At 51.0% G+C, this 18,683-nt stretch carries 14 protein-coding genes; 9 read left to right on the forward strand and 5 right to left on the reverse strand.

From position 1 onward, the window contains the following. Positions 1-162: 162 nt before the first annotated feature. The gene (locus tag C6Y40_RS18395; protein WP_105935862.1) at positions 163-1,185 is read right to left on the reverse strand and encodes an isoaspartyl peptidase/L-asparaginase family protein; all 1,023 of its coding nucleotides are present in this window, start codon (positions 1,183-1,185) and stop codon (positions 163-165) included. Positions 1,186-1,374: 189 nt separating this feature from the next. Here C6Y40_RS18395 and sbcB point away from each other — a divergent pair, with 189 nt between their 5' ends. Both sbcB and C6Y40_RS18405 read left to right on the forward strand, forming a co-directional pair. Continuing rightward, on the forward strand, positions 1,375-2,814 hold the full coding sequence (sbcB, locus tag C6Y40_RS18400) for an exodeoxyribonuclease I (protein WP_105935863.1): 1,440 nt from the start codon (positions 1,375-1,377) through the stop codon (positions 2,812-2,814). 107 nt (positions 2,815-2,921) lie between these two features. Further along, the gene (locus C6Y40_RS18405; RefSeq protein WP_105935864.1) at positions 2,922-4,580 is read left to right on the forward strand and encodes a DUF342 domain-containing protein; all 1,659 of its coding nucleotides are present in this window, start codon (positions 2,922-2,924) and stop codon (positions 4,578-4,580) included. Between the two features lie 450 nt (positions 4,581-5,030). On the opposite strand, the gene C6Y40_RS18410 is transcribed toward C6Y40_RS18405, so the two are convergent. Together C6Y40_RS18410 and C6Y40_RS18415 are read right to left on the reverse strand one after the other, a co-directional pair. Continuing rightward, complete coding sequence (locus C6Y40_RS18410) at positions 5,031-6,449, reverse strand: transporter substrate-binding domain-containing diguanylate cyclase (protein WP_105935865.1); 1,419 nt, start codon at positions 6,447-6,449, stop codon at positions 5,031-5,033. A gap of 159 nt (positions 6,450-6,608) precedes the next feature. Next, positions 6,609-7,784 (reverse strand): thiolase family protein, encoded by a 1,176-nt coding sequence (locus C6Y40_RS18415; protein WP_105935866.1) that lies wholly within the window; start codon positions 7,782-7,784, stop codon positions 6,609-6,611. Positions 7,785-8,038: 254 nt separating this feature from the next. Here C6Y40_RS18415 and C6Y40_RS18420 point away from each other — a divergent pair, with 254 nt between their 5' ends. Genes C6Y40_RS18420 through C6Y40_RS18445 form a run of 6 tightly spaced genes read left to right on the forward strand, consistent with a single transcriptional unit; the run spans position 8,039 to position 14,965 of the window. Continuing rightward, positions 8,039-8,443, forward strand: coding sequence for a MerR family transcriptional regulator (locus tag C6Y40_RS18420; protein ID WP_105935867.1), 405 nt, complete (start codon positions 8,039-8,041; stop codon positions 8,441-8,443). A gap of 3 nt (positions 8,444-8,446) precedes the next feature. Further along, a complete protein-coding gene (locus C6Y40_RS18425) occupies positions 8,447-9,616 on the forward strand; it encodes an isovaleryl-CoA dehydrogenase (protein WP_105935868.1) in 1,170 nt (389 codons plus the stop codon). Between the two features lie 41 nt (positions 9,617-9,657). After that, positions 9,658-11,265, forward strand: coding sequence for a carboxyl transferase domain-containing protein (locus tag C6Y40_RS18430; RefSeq protein WP_105935869.1), 1,608 nt, complete (start codon positions 9,658-9,660; stop codon positions 11,263-11,265). A gap of 9 nt (positions 11,266-11,274) precedes the next feature. After that, entirely contained in the window at positions 11,275-12,075 is an 801-nt protein-coding gene (locus C6Y40_RS18435) for an enoyl-CoA hydratase/isomerase family protein (RefSeq protein ID WP_105935870.1), read from the forward strand. A gap of 3 nt (positions 12,076-12,078) precedes the next feature. Further along, on the forward strand, positions 12,079-14,055 hold the full coding sequence (locus C6Y40_RS18440) for an acetyl/propionyl/methylcrotonyl-CoA carboxylase subunit alpha (RefSeq protein ID WP_105935871.1): 1,977 nt from the start codon (positions 12,079-12,081) through the stop codon (positions 14,053-14,055). Further along, on the forward strand, positions 14,048-14,965 hold the full coding sequence (locus C6Y40_RS18445) for a hydroxymethylglutaryl-CoA lyase (RefSeq protein ID WP_105935872.1): 918 nt from the start codon (positions 14,048-14,050) through the stop codon (positions 14,963-14,965). The genes C6Y40_RS18440 and C6Y40_RS18445 overlap by 8 nt, the downstream gene beginning before the upstream one ends. 24 nt (positions 14,966-14,989) lie before the next feature. Here the strand turns inward: C6Y40_RS18445 and C6Y40_RS18450 are convergent, their stop codons facing one another. Together C6Y40_RS18450 and C6Y40_RS18455 are read right to left on the reverse strand one after the other, a co-directional pair. Then, positions 14,990-16,165 carry an MFS transporter gene (locus tag C6Y40_RS18450; RefSeq protein WP_105935873.1) on the reverse strand — a complete coding sequence of 392 codons (1,176 nt, stop codon included), beginning with the start codon at positions 16,163-16,165 and terminating at the stop codon, positions 14,990-14,992. Positions 16,166-16,303: 138 nt separating this feature from the next. Next, positions 16,304-16,837, reverse strand: a complete 534-nt coding sequence (locus C6Y40_RS18455; RefSeq protein ID WP_105935874.1) for an SRPBCC family protein — start codon at positions 16,835-16,837, stop codon at positions 16,304-16,306. Between the two features lie 567 nt (positions 16,838-17,404). On the opposite strand from C6Y40_RS18455, the gene glgC reads away from it, so the two are divergent. After that, positions 17,405-18,679, forward strand: a complete 1,275-nt coding sequence (glgC, locus tag C6Y40_RS18460) for a glucose-1-phosphate adenylyltransferase (RefSeq protein ID WP_105935875.1) — start codon at positions 17,405-17,407, stop codon at positions 18,677-18,679. Positions 18,680-18,683 lie beyond the last annotated feature (4 nt).

The raw sequence follows: 18,683 nt of genomic DNA on the forward strand, positions 1-18,683 counted from the left end.
ATGGAATGTTAACTTTTTCTTAACACTACTTTGGTCGTAATAAGGGGGTAATTTAGGAGGAGGAAAGGTAATTTTAGCAGGCTGTCTGAACGCAGAAACCCTATTTACATCACCTTTTAAAGCATTCCGGACATTAACAGGTATCAATGTCCGGTATCAGTTTTACTCAACCCATTCTTTATAGATGCCAACTTTCACTTTGCCGTCAGTATCGATTTGCGCCCGGTACATACCGGCAGAATTAAACACCGCGGCAATGTTGCCATCGTGGTCAATGGCGATAATACCGCCATCGCCGCCGGCTTCGACCAGCACATCGTTAATTACTGTATTGGCCGCCTCATCAAGGCTGACGCCGGTATACTTCATCCGTGAGCAAATATCTGCAGCAACATGGTAGCGAATAAAATACTCACCGTGACCGGTAGCTGATACCGCACAGCTGCTATTATCGGCCCAGGTACCGGCACCAATGACCGGCGAGTCACCAATGCGGCCATAACGCTTGGCTGTCATGCCGCCGGTGGACGTGCCAGCCACCAGGTTGCCCTGCTTATCGATAACGACAGCGCCAACCGTACCGAAGCGCTCGTTGCCCCGCTGGCCACCGTAAGCAATGCCTGCCTTTAAAATCCGTTCGCGGGCTTTTTCCAGCGCTTTGTAGCGACGGTCGGTATCGAAAATATGGTTATCAACCGGCTCCATACCGCGCGACAAGGCAAATTCTTCGGCGCCTTCACCACTTAACATAACATGGGGAGAGTGCTCCATCACCGCTTGTGCGGCGGCAATCGGGCTGGCGATAGTTTTAACGCCCGCTACCGCGCCTGCGTTTAATGTGCCACCGTGCATCATAGAGGCATCCAGCTCATGTTCGCCGTCAAATGTGTACACCGCGCCAATACCGGCGTTAAACAGTGGCGATTGCTCCAGCACCTGAATGGTTTCTACCACTGCAGTTTCACCATCTACACCGGACTGCAGTAACGCGTAACCTTTCTTAACTGCTTCGGTAAGCTTCTCAACATAGGCTTTCTCGCGCTCGGGAGTCATGTTTTTTTTCAGTATTGTGCCGGCACCGCCGTGGATAACAATGGCAACGTCAGCCGCCATAGCCTGAAAGGATAAACCCAGTGCGCACAAAGAAGCAGCGAGAAGAGGTTTGACAGATACATTTTTCAACATTAGTGGTTCCCAATATTTATTATCGTTGTGTAATTTACTCTACTGCCTATTGCCTGCAGGTACCAGAGTCATTCACCCTGCAAGAGCGGGACTTCCTCCCGAACACTGATTTTCTGGCTTCTCCCCCGGTTAACCATGTTAGGATGTCGCTATAAAAGCAAAAGCGTTACGGATTAAACGACCTAAACCATGAGTACTACCAGTTCTGCAACTTTTCTCTGGCACGATTACGAAACCTGGGGAGTCAGCCCGCAAAAAGACCAGCCGAGTCAGTTTGCTGCCATCCGCACCGATCAGGATCTCAATGAGGTGGGCAAACCCATTAATATTATGTGTCGCATTAGCAACGATTACCTGCCCCATCCGCAGGCGGCACTGGTGACCAAACTGACACCACAGCACACCCTGCGGGACGGCATGACAGAAGCAGACTTTGCCGCCAAAGTACATCAGGCCATGAGCGAACCCAATACCTGCGTGGTGGGCTACAACAGCATTCGCTTCGACGATGAAGTGAGTCGCTACATGTTTTATCGAAACTTTTACGACCCCTATGGCCGGGAATGGCAAAACGGCAATAGTCGCTGGGATATCATTGATCTGGTTCGGGCCTGTTACGCGCTCCGCCCGGAAGGTATTGAGTGGCCGCTAAGGGAAGACGGCAGCCCGAGCTTTAAGCTTGAATTACTCACCGCAGCAAACGGTATCGATCATGGTCAGGCTCACGACGCCCTGGCTGATGTGCGTGCCACCATTGCGCTGGCGCGTCTGATAAAGGAAAAACAGCCTAAGCTGTTCGACTATGCGTTCTCGTTACGCCAGAAAGCCCAGGTAATTAAACAAATAAATCTGCAGCAACTTACTCCATTGGTACATGTTTCATCGAAGATCCCCGCCAGTCAGGGCTGTTGCACCTGGATCCTGCCGGTTGCGCAGCATCCCTCTAACCCTAACGCGATTATTTGCGTAGACTTAAGCAAGGATCCACAAGCTATTTTAAACGAGAATGCCGAAACCCTGCGTAGCCTGCTGTATGCGCGCCAGGAGAGCTTCGAGGAAGGCCAGCAACGCCCGGGGATTAAGCTTATCCACATTAACCGTTCGCCGTTTATTACCACCGCTAAAGCGCTGACCGAAGACAATGCCGATCGCCTGGGCCTTAACCGTGATCAGTGCCTGGAAAATTACAAACGCCTGGCCGAAGATAACGCCTGGCGGGATACCCTGATTGAGCTTTACAATGAGCCTCATGAAGATAGCGAAGTTGATGCCGATCACGCACTCTACAGCGGCGGCTTTTTAACTAACGAAGAGAAACACTGGTGCGATGATGTGCGAGAGGCTCAGCCGGAGCAGCTCAGCGTACTTGCTGAGCGCATGCAGAACCCCAAACTCAAAACCCTGCTGTTTCGTTATCGGGCCAGAAACTACCCACATACACTGACGTTTGAGGAAAGCCAGCGTTGGCAGCAGCACCGCCAATTTAGATTGACAGCGCCAGATTCTCCGGCCAGTATCACCATAGATGCTTACCTGCTGGAGCTGGAACAACTGGCCATGCAACATGCAGAAAATAACGAGCACAAAGCGATATTGAAAGCGTTATACGATTACGCACAAAATTTGTAGTATTTGTGTAGGGTCAACCGCTACAGAAATACCCAAAATTGCAGATATAGAATAATAATAACGACGACTTGTTCACGTGCGCGCAGCGCTAACAGACAGGAATGGCAATGCAAGGTGTAAAATTTTCTTTCGATACCAACCGGGAAAACGTAACGTTAACCATCTCCCCCGGTGAATTGGAACAGGAGCTCTCGGCAGAAGAAGTCCATAAAGCGCTGTGTGAACAGGGCTTTGATGAAGTCTATCTGTCAGAGAACGCCATCAAAACAGCCTGTGATAAGGCGAATCACTTGTTCAAAACCCGTGACAGTTCACAACAGGTGGTTGAACAGGTTGGCGAACGACGCCATACCGAAGTTGAGTTTCGCATTAGCGAAGACAATATGAGCGCCTATGCCATTCTTACAGCGCCTCACGGTGGCCAGTTGCCGCGGGCTGAACAAATCCAGATGATGGCAAAAAATAACGGTATACGTCGCGGCGTAGGCATTAAACGCATTCGCGCGTTGCTTGATAGAGTCGCCGAGGCAGAGCCTGGTAGTCATGTTGAAGGTGAAATCGCCAAAGGGCTACCGCCTCGCGACGGCCACTCATCTAAACAGGTGCCATTGGTCCCTAACGCGCTGGAGCGCGTGCTCAAGCCTCAGGCTAAAACCGATAAAAAAGTCGATTTACGTAACCTTGGCGAAATTGTCTGCGTTAAAGCCGGCGCCGAAGTGCTGCGTCGTGAAGCGCCCGGCAAAGGCCGCCATGGCTTTGATGTGCACGGCAACGTACTACCATCAAAAATTGGTGACTGGGTACCACTTAATCTAGGAAGTGGCACCGCGCTTAGCGATCATGATGAAAACCTGGTGGTCTCTACTATTGCTGGCATGCCCAAATACAACAACCTGGTGATGCAGGTTGACGATACCTTTATTTGCCAGGGTGTTAACGTGGGTACCGGCCATATTACCTATGAGGGTTCTGTGCTGGTTAATGGTGACGTGACTGAAAATATGATTGTCAAAGCCAAAGGGGATGTCACCGTGAATGGCTTTGCCGAGTCTGCTCATATCCAGGCTGACGGCGATGTCATCATCACCGAAGGGGCAATGGGTAAGCAGTCAGACAATCACAACGAATATACCTGCACTATCCAGGCCGGTGGCAGCGTGTATCTACAACATGGACAGGGGCTCGACATTATCTGTGGTGGCAACCTGAATGTAGGCCGCCAGCTTGCCCATTGCCGGGTCATTACCGGTGGCCAGATTGTGGTGGGACAGCCGGATAACCCACAAGGTAACTTGTTTGCCTGCGAAATCAGCAGTCATGGCCCGGTCATCGCGGGTACCGTAGGTGCAGTCTCAGGCAGTACTTTGCGTATTGATTTCAGCATGGGCTTTAATCAGCTCCAGGCCCGTAAAGACAGTTTTGAGGAGCTGCTGCGTCAGATCCGCGGTAATGCTGAACGACACAAACAGAAAATTGACAACATCAATAACCGCGTTGTGCCCAAATCTTTACTCAGCAAGGTTGACGAAGCTAAAGAAATGCTCAAAAACGAATCGAACCTGCTGACCTGGATGGAGAGTAAATCGGTAGAGATGTCACAGGCCAAACAACAGTATCAGGAAGCCGCTAAGCTGATTGCCAACAAAAAACTGTACTCCGGCGTGTCGGTTAAACTCAACAACCGTAACTGGCGTTCCGAACGGGAATACGACCGGGCGCAAGTCAGCTACGATATGCATCAGTGGAAATACGAACCACTGGTATAGTCCAATACAGAAAATGCCTCTTTCCCAAGGGGCTGTTCTGCCCTCCCTCCTAAACAGTTAATGCTATTTAATGCGAAGAAAGAACTATATTTTTGGCCCTATTTCAGTGTTGTCATCGTCACTGGCAGACATAACAAAGTAGAAGAATCATCATGGATGAGGATTCAGTCGATGCGGCACAGGGATGTGCCGTCATTGACGGTCTAGTTTGTTCTGCCAGAGACGATGACGCCTTTCACTGATAAGGGCTGCGGGGAGTCCAGAGGGGGTCGCACAACCCCCTCTGGTCGACGTCGGCGACTCCGACAAAAATCTATAAACATCTTCCTTTGCTGACCCCTAACAATAAATGCGAAATTACACTATTGATCAAACCACCTATTGAAGCATGTTGTTTGGGGCTAAAAGGGCAGCTGCACGCTGCCCTTTTTGATACTAAACTGAAGCCTCTCAGGTTTCCGCTATCATCACCTTACCACTATGATGACGACGCGCCAGGTATAATGCCTGACTGGCTCTTTCATACCAATCGGCAAAGGTTTCACCTTCCTGCAAAGCGGCTAGTCCTATCGAGAATGGTAATAAACGAATGTCATCCCGGGGATGCGTTTCAATGGCATCCTTTAATCGCTCTGCCAGAATTTTCGATGCTGCAATGGGCGTTTGCGGGCACAGGATAATAATTTGTTCAGCACTCCAACGTCCGGCGATATCGACTTCCCGCACGCTGCGCAGGCAGACTCTGGCCAGCTCTCTCATGCTCTCTTCCGAGAATAGTTTATCGCCGGGGTGTGGCCGCACATTCTGAGTAGAAAAATCAAACAGGATCAGCGTAGCCGCGGTGTGGAAACGGTTAAAGCGAGACACTTCATCTTCTGCCCGGTGCAGCATAAAATTGCGGTTATACAGATTGGTGGCAGTATCATGGGAGGATAAAAACTCCAGCATGCGGTTTTTTTCCAGCAATACCGACCGCAGGTTTTCCATTTCTTCCTGCTTTGAACGTAATTCACGACTGTACCTGCGCATAATATTGCGCCGCCAGAACAGTGTGGCCAGAATCACCGCAACACAGGCAATGCCCAGCACCGCCAAACGAAAATCCTGATGGTACTGGCGTTTTACATTGCTCCAGCGTTTATAGATATCCACCCGAGCCGCTTCGGGAATTCGCTCAATGGCGTCATTAATTTGGGCAACCAGTTCCGGGTACGCTTTGTTTACGCCCATACGCAGGGAATTGTAGGGTTCAGCATAACCAACGATAGCCATTTCCTGCATATTCATTTTATTCAATTCTGTATTAATACTCAGCAGTGCACCGGCAAACACATCAACGTCACCACTGCTCAACGCCCGTAGTCCTTCTCCTTCACTTTCGAATAGCTGCAGGCTGAGCTGTGAATAATAACGAGCCAGGTAATCGGCCAGAAATGAATCTTTTGCCACACCCAATAACTGATTATTCAGCCCTTCCAGGCCCTGGTACATTACTTTAGCATCACGGGCGATAAGCACATTCGGCGATTGAAAGTATGGCACCGTGAAATCAAGGTACACATTGCGGTGCGCAGAACTGTTGAGCATCGACATCAGCATACAACGGCCGGTTTGCACATACTCAAGAGATTGACGGAAAGAGTCGGTTTTAACCAGTTTGAAATTCAGATTAGCCAGCTCCCCTACCAATTTGAGGTAGTCGGCAGAAATCCCCACGTGTTTGTCATTGCGGAGCATTTCGTAAGGAACCCAGGCCGGGTCTATACAGTAGGTTACTGATTTTGGGCTGGCACTTGCCTTACCTGCAAAACTAGCGGCGCAGATAACAAAGCAAAGCGTAAATACTGTTCGTAATTTGAACATCACCATGTCATTTATTCTTGTTTTTACCAAGTATGCGTTGCAGCGTGCTTTAAATCAACTCATTGAAACAATTACGAATAAAATCAATGTAATGTTCAGGACTATCTGATTGGTAAATGTACACAGGGCCGCCTGAAGCTGGCCCTGTGTTATTAGCGGCTCTGATTACAGCATTTCTACTGCCAGTGCCACACCTTCACCACCACCAATACACAGTGAGGCAATCCCTTTACTCAGGCCTTTTTGCTTCAGGCCGTGTAACAGGGTAACCAGGATACGGGCACCAGAAGCACCAATCGGATGACCCAGCGCGCACGCACCGCCTTTAATATTCACCTTGCTCTCATCCAGCCCCAGCTTTTTAATCGCCAGCATGGTTACCATGGCAAACGCTTCGTTGATTTCAAATAAATCAACGTCGTCTTTGCTCCAGCCTGCCTTATCGAGCACTTTTTCCATGGCGCCAACCGGCGCAACGGTAAAGTCTTCCGGTGCAATAGAGTTAGTTGCATGAGCTACCACTTTCGCCAGTGGCGTTAAGCCCAGCTCAGCCGCTTTTGACTCACTCATTACCAACAGCGCGGCAGCACCATCAGAGATAGAACTTGAGTTCGCGGCAGTAACTGTACCATCGCGCTTGAATGCGGGGCGCAGAGACGGAATTTTATCCGGACGAGCAGACCCCGGACCTTCGTCGGTGTCTACCACTACATCGCCTTTACGGGTAGAAATGGTTACTGGCACAATTTCATCACCAAAGGTGCCACTGTTAATTGCTTCGTTGGCTTTTGATAATGAACCTATCGCAAATTCATCCATCATTTCACGAGTAAGACCTTCTGCATCGGCCGTTGCCTGCGCAAAACAGCCCATAGCCTGACCATCGTAGGCATTTTCCAGACCGTCCATCATCATGTGATCAAGCACTTTGCCATGACCCATACGATAGCCGCCACGCGCTTTTGGTAACAGGTACGGTGCACCACTCATGCTTTCCATACCACCGGCAACAATCACTTCGGCACTGCCCGACTGAATCATGTCGGATGCCAGCATCACTGCTTTTAACCCTGAACCACACACTTTGTTAATGGTTACCACGCCTGCCGATAACGGTAATTCTGCTTTCAGTGAAGCCTGTCTGGCTGGTGATTGTCCCAAACCTGCTGGCAGTACACAGCCCATAATGACTTCGTCTACTGCAGCAACATCAACATCACCGCATGCTGCTTTAATCGCTTCTGCGCCTAAATCAGTGGCTGGCAGCGTTGACAGCGATCCCATAAAACCGCCCATGGGAGTACGTTTCGCAGCTACAATAACGACAGATTCTTTACTCATAGTTTCCTTGCCTCAATTGAGATTTAAACAAATACAGATAACCACCTGCTCGAGCCTACTACTGCACATAGCCTACACCTGTATAAAAAAATAAACACACGACTTTGGTTTTATGTCAGCCATGACGTTTATAAATTTGACGTTAAATAAATGTTACATTAAATTCACTTTAACCTAACCCTAACGTTAACGTAAATCAATTTTACCAGTACAGTTATCACGCCTGAAAGTAGGTGACAAAAAGGATACCGGCAATGACCAATCAAAATAATGAAGTAACCTACTCTATTGGTGAACTCGCTAAAGAATTTGATATTACGCCCCGTTCTATTCGCTTTTATGAAGAACAGCACTTATTAAGTCCCGAGCGAACCGGGCAAACACGTATCTACTGTAACAAAGACCGGGTCAGGTTAAAGCTAATACTGCGTGGTAAGAGGTTGGGCTTCTCGTTAGCTGAAATCAAGAACCTGTTTGAACTCTACGATAGCAACGCCAACTCCATGCTGCAACTAGAAGCCATGTTACAGATGACAGAACAAAAACGCGCCATCCTGCGCCAACAGCTCGACGATATTCAGATGCTCATGAATGAACTGGATGAAGTTGAAAAGCGTTGCCGCGACGAACTGGCCGACTTACAAAAAAGAGGTAGTTAAGCCATGACGACACATTACCCCACATTAAATTTTGATCTCGGTGAAGACATCGACATGCTGCGCGAGCATGTTCGTCAGTTCGCCTTGAATGAAATCGCCCCATTAGCCAGCCAGGCCGACGAAGATAATGCCTTTCCCAACCAGTTGTGGCCAAAACTCGGCGACATGGGTTTGCTTGGCGTCACCGTCAGCGAACAATACGGCGGTTCAGAAATGGGCTATCTGGCTCACTCTGTCGCAATGGAAGAAATCAGCCGCGCCTCTGCCGGTATTGCCCTGAGCTACGGAGCTCACTCTAACCTGTGTGTGAATCAGATTTTCAAAAACGGCAATGACGCCCAGCGCGAAAAATACCTGCCGAAGCTGGTTAGCGGCGAGCACATTGGGGCGCTGGCCATGAGTGAACCCAACGCAGGTTCCGATGTCGTCAGCATGAAGCTCAACGCCCGCAAAAGCGGTGATAAATACATCCTCAACGGCAACAAAATGTGGATCACCAATGGTCCCGACGCCCATACCTTTGTGATTTACGCCAAAACCGATGTCAGCGCCGGGCCCAAAGGGATTACTGCATTTATTGTCGAACGTGACTTCACCGGCTTTAGCCGTGCGCAAAAGCTTGACAAGCTCGGCATGCGTTCATCCAACACCTGTGAGCTGGTATTCGAAGACTGCGAAGTACCGGCCGAAAATATTCTCGGCGAAGAAGGCGGCGGCGTCCGTGTACTCATGAGCGGCCTCGATTACGAACGGCTGGTGTTATCCGGCGGCCCGCTGGGCATTATGCAGGCCTGTATGGACGTGGTCGTACCCTATATTCACGACCGCAAACAGTTTGGCCAGTCCATCGGTGAGTTTCAGCTGGTGCAGGGCAAAGTGGCCGATATGTATACCCAGATGAACGCCGCGCGCGCCTATGTGTATGCGGTAGCAAAAGCCTGTGATCGCGGCGAAACAGCACGTAAAGATGCTGCTGGCGCAATTCTCTACTCAGCTGAGCTGGCTACCAGAATGGCCCTCGATGCCATTCAGCTACTGGGCGGCAATGGATATATCAATGAGTTTCCTACCGGCCGCCTGCTTCGCGACGCCAAATTGTACGAAATTGGCGCGGGTACCTCAGAAATACGCCGCATGCTGATTGGTCGGGAGCTGTTTAAAGAGTCAGCCTGAACCAACAATCCTTACTAACGACAGGACACAGAGGAGGCACTATGCCTGTACTCACCAGTCAGGTTAATCCACAAAGCGATGCCTATAAACAAAACCAACAAGGCATGCAGAAAGTGGTGGATGATCTGCAAAATACCATCGCGACCATAGTAAAAGGTGGTGGCGAAAAATACGTGGCCCGGCATAAAGCCAAGGGCAAGTTGCTGGCCCGTGAGCGTATCGATGCGCTGCTCGATGCCGACTCACCATTTCTTGAAATTGGTCAGCTGGCCGCCCATAACGTGTATGGCGAAGAGGTACCCTGTGCTGGCGTAGTAGCCGGTATTGGTCTTATTCACGGCAGTGAATGTATGGTGGTGGCCAACGATGCCACCGTGAAAGGCGGCAGCTACTACCCCTTAACCGTTAAAAAACACCTGCGCGCCCAGACCATTGCCGAGCAGAATCACCTGCCCTGCGTTTATCTGGTAGACAGCGGCGGCGCTAACCTCCCCCGTCAGGATGAGGTATTTCCGGATCGCGATCACTTCGGCCGTATTTTCTTTAATCAGGCGCGAATGTCGTCGATGAACATACCGCAAATCGCGGTCGTTATGGGCTCTTGCACCGCTGGTGGGGCCTACGTGCCGGCTATGGCCGATGAAAGCATTATCGTGAAAGAGCAAGGCACTATTTTTCTGGCGGGCCCGCCACTGGTTAAAGCGGCTACCGGCGAAGAAGTCAGTGCCGAAGAGCTTGGCGGCGGCGATGTGCATACCCGGGTATCCGGTGTTGCCGACCATCTGGCTAATAACGATCTGCACGCCCTGGACATTGCCCGCAACGCGGTAGCCCGTTTAAATCGTAAGAAGCCGGTGACCACCGCGAATCAGGCGGTAAAACCACCGCGTTATCCTATCGCCGAGCTGTACGGCATCGTGCCGCAGGATCTGCGCCAGCCCTTTGATGTCAGAGAAGTGATTGCGCGAATTGTCGATGACTCCGACTTTGATGAGTTTAAAGCCCGCTACGGCACCACTTTAGTGTGTGGTTTTGCGCATCTGTATGGCATGCCGGTAGGCATTGTGGCTAACAACGGCATTCTGTTTGGCGAGTCAGCCCAGAAAGGCGCTCATTTTGTGGAGCTATGCAGCCAACGCAAGATCCCGCTGATATTTCTGCAGAACATCACCGGTTTTATGGTGGGTAAACAATACGAAGCCTCCGGTATTGCAAAACACGGCGCCAAAATGGTCACTGCCGTAGCCTGCGCCAACGTCCCTAAACTCACCGTGCTGATCGGCGGTAGTTTTGGTGCCGGTAACTATGGCATGTGCGGGCGTGCCTACGATCCCCGATTTATGTTTATGTGGCCCAACGCGCGGATCTCCGTTATGGGTGGCGAACAGGCCGCAGGCGTACTGGCCCAGGTGAAAAAAGACCAGGCCGAACGTGCCGGCACCAGTTGGACTGATGCCGATGAGCAGGCAGTCAAACAGCCGGTTATCGACAGCTATGAGCAACAAGGCCACCCGTACTATGCCTCAGCCCGTTTGTGGGACGACGGCGTTATCGATCCGGCGGATACCCGCAAGGTGCTGGGTTTAGCATTAAGCGCCAGTCTCAATAAACCCATCGAGGATACGCAGTTTGGCGTATTCAGAATGTAGGGGGAAATGATGACCGAACACGTATTATATGAGGTTAACGAACAAGGCGTGGGGCGCATTACGCTAAACCGTGCCGATAAACACAATGCCTTTAATGAAGACATGATTGCCGGGCTAACCGCCAGCTTTGAGCGCGCCGGTAACGATCCTGCCGTGAAGGTAGTAGTACTGGCCAGTAACGGTAAAAACTTCAGTGCCGGTGCTGATTTAAACTGGATGCAGAAAATGGCCGGCTACACCGAAGCGCAAAACCGCGCCGACGCCATGAATCTGGCTACCATGTTACATACCCTGTATACCCTGCCTAAACCGACCATTGCCCGGGTTCAGGGTGCGGCCTACGCCGGTGCGGTGGGCCTGATTGCCTGTTGCGATATCGCCATCGCCTGCAAGCTCAGCAAGTTTTGCTTAAGCGAAGCTAAAATCGGCCTGGTCCCGGCCACCATCAGCCCCTACGTTATCGAAGCCATGGGCAAGCGCATTGCTAAACGTTACTTTATGACCGCCGAAGTGTTTACTGCCCGCCGTGCCCGTCGTCTGGGTCTGATCAGCGAAGCAGTGAGTGAAGACCAGCTCGATGCCACCATCGAACAACTTACCGATACACTGCGCCGCAATAGCCCTGAAGCCGTCAGCCAGTCAAAGCTACTGGTGAATACCGTGGCCGGCCAGCCTGTTGATGAGTCCATGCGCGCGCTCACCAGCGACTGGATTGCCCGGATCCGCGTATCCGAGCAGGGTCAGGAAGGCCTTAACGCCTTTTTGCAAAAACGTCCGCCAAACTGGTTACCAGCAGGGTCAAAGGAGTAAGTCATGTCAGTCACCAACAACATCAAAAAAGTACTGATTGCCAACCGTGGCGAGATTGCCTGTCGGATTATCGCCACGGCACGTCAGCAACATATCCGTTCTGTAGCGGTGTATTCTGAAGCCGACCAGCATGCCATGCATGTTAAACAGGCCGATGAAGCCGTTGCGATTGGCCCTGCCCCGGCCAGTCAGAGCTATCTGGTGCAGGACAAAATCATAGCGGCGGCCAAACAGTGCGGCGCCGATGCCATTCATCCGGGCTACGGCTTTCTGTCGGAAAATGCCACCTTTGCCAAACGCTGTGAACAGGAAGGGATTATTTTTATTGGTCCGCCGGCCAGTGCCATTGAAGCCATGGGCTCTAAATCCCGGGCTAAACAAATTATGGAAGACGCCGGCGTTCCGCTGGTGCCCGGCTATCATGGCGATGAGCAAAGTGCTGAGTATTTACTTAGTGAGGCCCGCCGGATTGGTTTTCCGGTGATGCTTAAAGCTGCAGCCGGCGGCGGTGGTAAAGGCATGCGTCAGGTGTTAACCGAAGCCGGTTTTCAGGAGGCTCTGGACGCTGCTAAACGGGAAGCCAAAGCCAGTTTTGACGACGACCTGATGCTGGTCGAAAAGTTTTTAACCGAGCCCCGCCATGTGGAAATTCAGGTCTTTTGCGATCAGCACGGTAACGGTGTTTACCTGTTCGACCGTGACTGCTCAGTGCAGCGCCGCCATCAGAAAATTATTGAGGAAGCACCGGCACCGGGCATTAGCGATACCGTGCGTCAGCAGATGGGCGAAAGTGCCCTCGCCGCGGCCAAAGCTATTAATTATGTGGGCGCCGGCACCGTTGAATTTCTGCTCGATGGCGATGATTTCTATTTTATGGAAATGAATACCCGCCTGCAGGTTGAGCATCCGGTAACGGAAATGGTTAGTGGTGAAGACCTGGTTTCATGGCAGCTTGCGGTGGCCGCGGGTCAGCCCCTGCCAAAAACGCAGCAGCAATTGCGCTGTAGCGGCCATGCCTTTGAGGTAAGGCTGTACGCCGAAGACCCGGATAACGAGTTTTTGCCCTCCACCGGTTTGCTTAAACGCTTACGTTTTCCGGCTGAGGGCGATGGCGTGCGGGTCGATACCGGCTTTACCGAAGGTGATACGGTGAGCGTACATTATGACCCCATGCTGGCAAAGCTCATTACCTACAGCGATAATCGTGAAAAAGCCTTGGCAAAAATGCTCAACTGCCTGGAACAAACCCGGGTTACCGGCGTGACCACCAATTTACCCTATGTACACCGGGTGCTGGAAAACGCCGACTTTGCTGCAGCCAGATTAACCGTTCACTTTATCGCCGAGCACAGTGAGGCCCTGGTGCCCAGGGCGTTTAACACCGATTATCTGCCCGCTATGGCGTTTTGCCTGTTTAAAACCATGCAGTCTGATAGCGCGCCACTGACTGATGAAGGGCTCAAAGGTTTCCGCTTAAATCATCAGCGCCAGTACTATCTTTCAGTGCAGTGTCAGGGGAAAGCCTATCTGCTCTTAGTCACTGCGAATGATGGTCAGCTCAGCGTCACCTGCGAGGATGCTCACTGGCAGGTAAGTGGCGACTGGCATAATGAAACCCTCAACCTCACCGTCGATAATTACCAGCGCCGCTATACTGTTTGCCCGGACAGCGCTGACGGCTGGGTGTTGTTTGACGGTGCCAGCGCCCTGCCCTTTACGTTGCAGCGCCCGGATTTCGGCCAGCATGAAGATGCCCACGAAAATGAATGTGTTGCTCCCATGAACGGTACTGTAGTTAAGCTATTGGTCGAGCCTGACAGTAAGGTAACTAAAGGCACTTCGCTACTGATCCTGGAAGCGATGAAAATGGAGCACAACGTCAAAGCCCCGGCCGACGGTGAAGTAGCACAGTTTTATTACCAGGCCGGCGATATGGTTGACGGTGGCACCGCCCTGTTGGAGTTTGTCGCTGATGAGTAATTATCCCAGGCAGGTCAGCATTGTAGAGGTTGGCGCTCGTGACGGCTTACAAAATGAAGCCTCGGTGATCGAACTGCCAGTGAAGCTGGCATTTATAGACGGCCTTTTGCGCGCCGGTCTAAAACGCATAGAAGCCGGTAGTTTTGTGTCACCTAAATGGGTGCCTCAAATGGCTGACAGCGCAGCAGTGTTTAATAGCCTACCGCAAAACTCAGGCGCCACCTTCAGTGCCCTTACGCCTAATGAAAAAGGCATGCTGGCAGCTATCGATGCAGGCGTTGATGAGGTTGCGGTATTCGCCGCCGCCTCTGAAAGCTTTTCCCAGCGCAACATTAATTGCTCCATTGAGCAAAGCCTGGAACGTTTTGAACCGGTCTTCCGTTTAGCCCGCCAGCATAACCTGCGGGTTCGCGGCTATGTGTCCTGCGTGATGGGCTGCCCCTATGAGGGCGCTATCAGGCCGGATGCCGTGCTGGCGGTTAGCCAGACACTGCTCGACAAGGGCTGCTACGAAATCTCTCTGGGCGATACCATAGGTACCGGCACGCCGGGACAGACGTCGCGTTTGTTGAGCACCTTATTGAAGACCATCCCCGCATCGAAACTGGCGGTGCATTTTCACGATACCTACGGTCAGGCGCTGGCCAATATTCTGGTTGCCTTACAGCATGGTATCAGCGTGATTGATTCGGCCGCCGGAGGCTTGGGCGGCTGCCCATATGCTGCCGGTGCCAGCGGCAATGTCGCCACCGAAGACGTAGTATATATGCTAAACGGCATGGGGATTGAGTGCGGCGTTGATATCAATGCGTTAGTAGCGGCGTCGACACAAATATTCGACCATCTTAACCATGAGCCAGCCTCCCGGACAATGCGGGCATTGCTGGCTAAAAATCATAACGTTATGTGAGCAGAATGACGGCCTGATTGTCTATCAGGCCGGTTGCTGTTTTTCCTTTGGTAAAATAAAACTTAAGCCAATGCCGACCAGCAGCATTACCGCCATGGTAGCGACGATATTGATGTCAAAGGCTGACTTGAGCGCCGCATAGAGTGCGCCAAACCCCAGCAAAATAATACCGATTGCCGTATTACTGAAGGCCACCAGTTCGGTGCGCTGCTGGCCGTCTTTCACATCCAGGCTATAGGTTTTACGGCCTGTGCGTACACCAGTATGGGCCACGGCCAGCACAAAGAACAAGCCGCCGGAAATCCACAGCGAATGACCCGGCAATAATAACAAACCGCCACAGGCAATAAGCGCCAGCACACCGGCCAGTTGCAGGGTGAGCCTGGCGCTATAATCCGCCACGCTACCCCAGATAAACGAAGAAAGCATGGTTGCTGCGGCCTGCGCGCCAATATAAAACGGTAACAGGCTGGACGCTTCCTGCTCGGTTTCGAGCATAAAGTAAGGCGCTACCAGAGCGCTGTGAACAAACAGCCCCCGAACCACAATAAACTTGTACACCACGGCATCGAAATCCCACCAACTGTGACCGCCCTGCCGTTCATCTTCGTCTGCCTCGACGCAGGATTTTACCGGCAATAAAATAAACAGGCCGAGTAACATTGCGGTGACCGCGCCGATGAGCAAACCAAAGATCAGAGTTTCACCCAGCTGGTCAGCAAAATACACCAGCGGTACGGCGATAATTAACGTTAGTACGCCTGAGGTGGTAGACGCTATGCCAAGTAGTTTTCCCCGATCGCCTTTATCCGCCACATCCGCCTGAATATCTTTCATGGTCAGCGAGCAAGCCGAGCGGCCTAAACTCAGCAAACACAAACCGCCCAATACAAACCAGCCGGCGGTCATGCCCTCGTACCAGAGAGCGCCAAGAATAATAGCCAACAGGGAAAACGACTGCACGATCATGCCCAACCGCCAGACATGATGACGCGCCGGATAGTTGCGCAGCACCACACCAATGGCGGCCTGAGGAAGCAAGGCTCCGGACTCACGTATCGGCACCAGCCAGCTAATCATCCAGGCAGGCGCACCCAGGGCCAACATCAGGGCCGGTAAGGTTGTTTTAGCTGAAATAAGCAGATCGGCGAGTTTAGTGCTGGCCAGGCTGGCAATTAAGCGGAGTTTAGCAGAGTTCACAGCGCAGATACCGGTCTGAAAGATAACACTTTCGACCGCCTTAGTAATTGATTAGGCTGTAGTATACGTCGAAATTCCGGGTTGAGATCCCCCGGTTGGCATAACAGTACTAAAGACTAATATCGCACGGTTATTCCGCTACCCTATGCTGTTTTCTACCAGGGTTTTGATATTTTCCAGGCCCACCTCGATGTCTTTACCCAGCTTATTATCAAAAAACAGTAGCTTGTAGCGGTCAATAATGTTAACGCCGACATTACCACGACTGCTCCAGGTGAGCTCGGTGCCGGACTCGAGTGGTCTGAGGCGTAATTCACCATGGGCAGTAATGCCATGCTCAGGATTTTTAACGCTATAAATCAATTGGCGATTGAACTGCAGAGAGGTAATTTCGATGCTGCCACGACCAATAATATCACTGCGCCAGCGCAGTCGCATACCGATGGCGCGATCCGGCCCATCATAGGTCATTACGGCATTGGGATCCATCTGGTACCAGGTACTCCACTGCTCCCATTTACGTAAATCAACAATGGCGGCGTAAACTTTATCGGTAGGTGCGTTTATTTCGACTGAACGCTCGACTTCATACTCTTCAGGCAGAAAAAGTCCTGTCAGAATGACAAGAAAAGCCACAATAAACAGATTTATGAGCCATTTACTGCCCAACATATTGTCTCCCGTTGAAATCACCTTGGCCAATTATAACATTAATTTAACAAAATGAGAGTTTAACAACCTTTTTTGTTTGAACTAAATCAAATAAAGGGTTATCACTCAATAAGCGACCACCTTAACAGCACCACTCGTCGATAAAACCGTCGTAACACCAATAAACTATTAATCTTGCAACGTGCAGCGTTTGGTTTCATGTCACATAGTGCGATGGCTTATTGAACGCGAAAAATGACCCATAAGCGGGTAACGGTAGCCCTTAAAGTATAATCTGAACGCACTGGAATTCACCTTTTCGATGTAACCACGTTAAACAACCGTTTTGCAATAATGCCGGTCAGTGATTTTGTCTGCACAGGCTCTCATTTACGATTAACGGTTTTGCTACAATTAAATTAATCTTTATTTACACCAACACCGCTTGAGCATTTATTATTCAAGGCGTAAGATGGTGAAAAATAATGTAATTTAATTACAAATAACCTATCCTTAAATAAATGGATACGGTCACCAAGACCGGCAGGCACTAGCCGTTACTACACAGCGCGTCGATGGAGAAACAGAATGTCCGACAAGAGCCCTCGTTATATCAGTAATCTTACCCGCGATACCTATGCATTAATCCTCGCCGGTGGCCGGGGGTCACGATTACACGAACTCACTACCTGGCGGGCCAAACCTGCACTTTATTTTGGCGGTAAATTCCGCATCATCGACTTTCCGCTGTCTAACTGCATTAATTCGGGCATTCGCAGAATTGGTGTTGTCACCCAATATAAGTCTCACTCGCTGATTCGGCATTTGGTACGTGGCTGGGGGCACTTTAAAAAGGAACTGGGCGAGTCAGTGGAAATTCTGCCTGCGTCACAGCGCTTTTCAGAAAACTGGTACGAAGGCACCGCTGACGCTGTATTCCAGAATATCGATATTATTCGCGATGAACTGCCGAAATTCGTAATGATCCTATCCGGCGATCATATCTATCGGATGGACTATGCCAACCTACTGGCCCGCCATGTAGAAACCGGCGCCAAAATGACCGTGTGCTGTATGAAGGTACCACTGGAAGAAGCGGCCGGCGCATTTGGTGTTATGTCAGTAGACGAAGACTACCGTATTAAAGGCTTTACTGAAAAACCAGCTAACCCGGACCCGGTGCCTAACGAGCCTGATTTATGTCTGGCATCTATGGGTAACTACGTATTTGATACAGAATTTTTGTTTGAGCAATTGGCGCGTGACGCCGAAACCTCAGGCTCTGAGCGGGATTTTGGTAAAGACATCATTCCCAGTATTATCAATGACCACGACGTATTTGCTTATCCGTTCCAAAGCAGCGAGAACGAACACGTTTACTGGCGTGATGTAGGCACACTGGATTCCTTCTGGGAAGCCAACATGGAAATGGTGGCGCCGGTTCCAGCGCTTAATTTATACGATCGTAAGTGGCCCATCTGGACCTATCAGGAGCAACTGCCGCCAGCGAAATTCGTTTGGGAAGACCATGACCGCCGCGGCGAAGCCATCAACTCGGTAGTCTCCGGTGGCTGTATTATTTCCGGTTCTACCCTGCGTCGCTCGTTATGTTTCTCAAATGTTCGGATCCACTCTTACGGCCTGATTGAGGAAGCCGTTATTCTGCCAGACGTGGAAATCAAGCGTCACTGTAAACTGCGGAAGGTCATTATTGACCGCGGCTGCGTGATCCCCGAAGGCACAGTAATAGGTTACGATCACGAGGAAGACCGTCGCCGCGGCTTCCGCGTCTCCGATAAAGGCGTTGTACTGGTAACCCGCGAAATGCTTGGTCAGCCAGTCGGCGGCACCGCCATAAGCTAACGCT

Source organism: Marisediminitalea alba, assembly GCF_002993365.1.
Classification (GTDB): Bacteria; Pseudomonadota; Gammaproteobacteria; order Enterobacterales; family Alteromonadaceae; genus Alteromonas; species Alteromonas alba.

Bases quoted from the DNA above. Each gene is read 5' to 3' on its own strand.
- C6Y40_RS18395 (WP_105935862.1), bottom strand. From the start codon at position 1,185: ATGTTGAAAAATGTATCTGTCAAACCTCTTCTCGCTGCTTCTTTGTGC.
- sbcB (WP_105935863.1), top strand. From the start codon at position 1,375: ATGAGTACTACCAGTTCTGCAACTTTTCTCTGGCACGATTACGAAACC.
- C6Y40_RS18405 (WP_105935864.1), top strand. From the start codon at position 2,922: ATGCAAGGTGTAAAATTTTCTTTCGATACCAACCGGGAAAACGTAACG.
- C6Y40_RS18410 (WP_105935865.1), bottom strand. From the start codon at position 6,449: ATGGTGATGTTCAAATTACGAACAGTATTTACGCTTTGCTTTGTTATC.
- C6Y40_RS18415 (WP_105935866.1), bottom strand. From the start codon at position 7,784: ATGAGTAAAGAATCTGTCGTTATTGTAGCTGCGAAACGTACTCCCATG.
- C6Y40_RS18420 (WP_105935867.1), top strand. From the start codon at position 8,039: ATGACCAATCAAAATAATGAAGTAACCTACTCTATTGGTGAACTCGCT.
- C6Y40_RS18425 (WP_105935868.1), top strand. From the start codon at position 8,447: ATGACGACACATTACCCCACATTAAATTTTGATCTCGGTGAAGACATC.
- C6Y40_RS18430 (WP_105935869.1), top strand. From the start codon at position 9,658: ATGCCTGTACTCACCAGTCAGGTTAATCCACAAAGCGATGCCTATAAA.
- C6Y40_RS18435 (WP_105935870.1), top strand. From the start codon at position 11,275: ATGACCGAACACGTATTATATGAGGTTAACGAACAAGGCGTGGGGCGC.
- C6Y40_RS18440 (WP_105935871.1), top strand. From the start codon at position 12,079: ATGTCAGTCACCAACAACATCAAAAAAGTACTGATTGCCAACCGTGGC.
- C6Y40_RS18445 (WP_105935872.1), top strand. From the start codon at position 14,048: ATGAGTAATTATCCCAGGCAGGTCAGCATTGTAGAGGTTGGCGCTCGT.
- C6Y40_RS18455 (WP_105935874.1), bottom strand. From the start codon at position 16,837: ATGTTGGGCAGTAAATGGCTCATAAATCTGTTTATTGTGGCTTTTCTT.
- glgC (WP_105935875.1), top strand. From the start codon at position 17,405: ATGTCCGACAAGAGCCCTCGTTATATCAGTAATCTTACCCGCGATACC.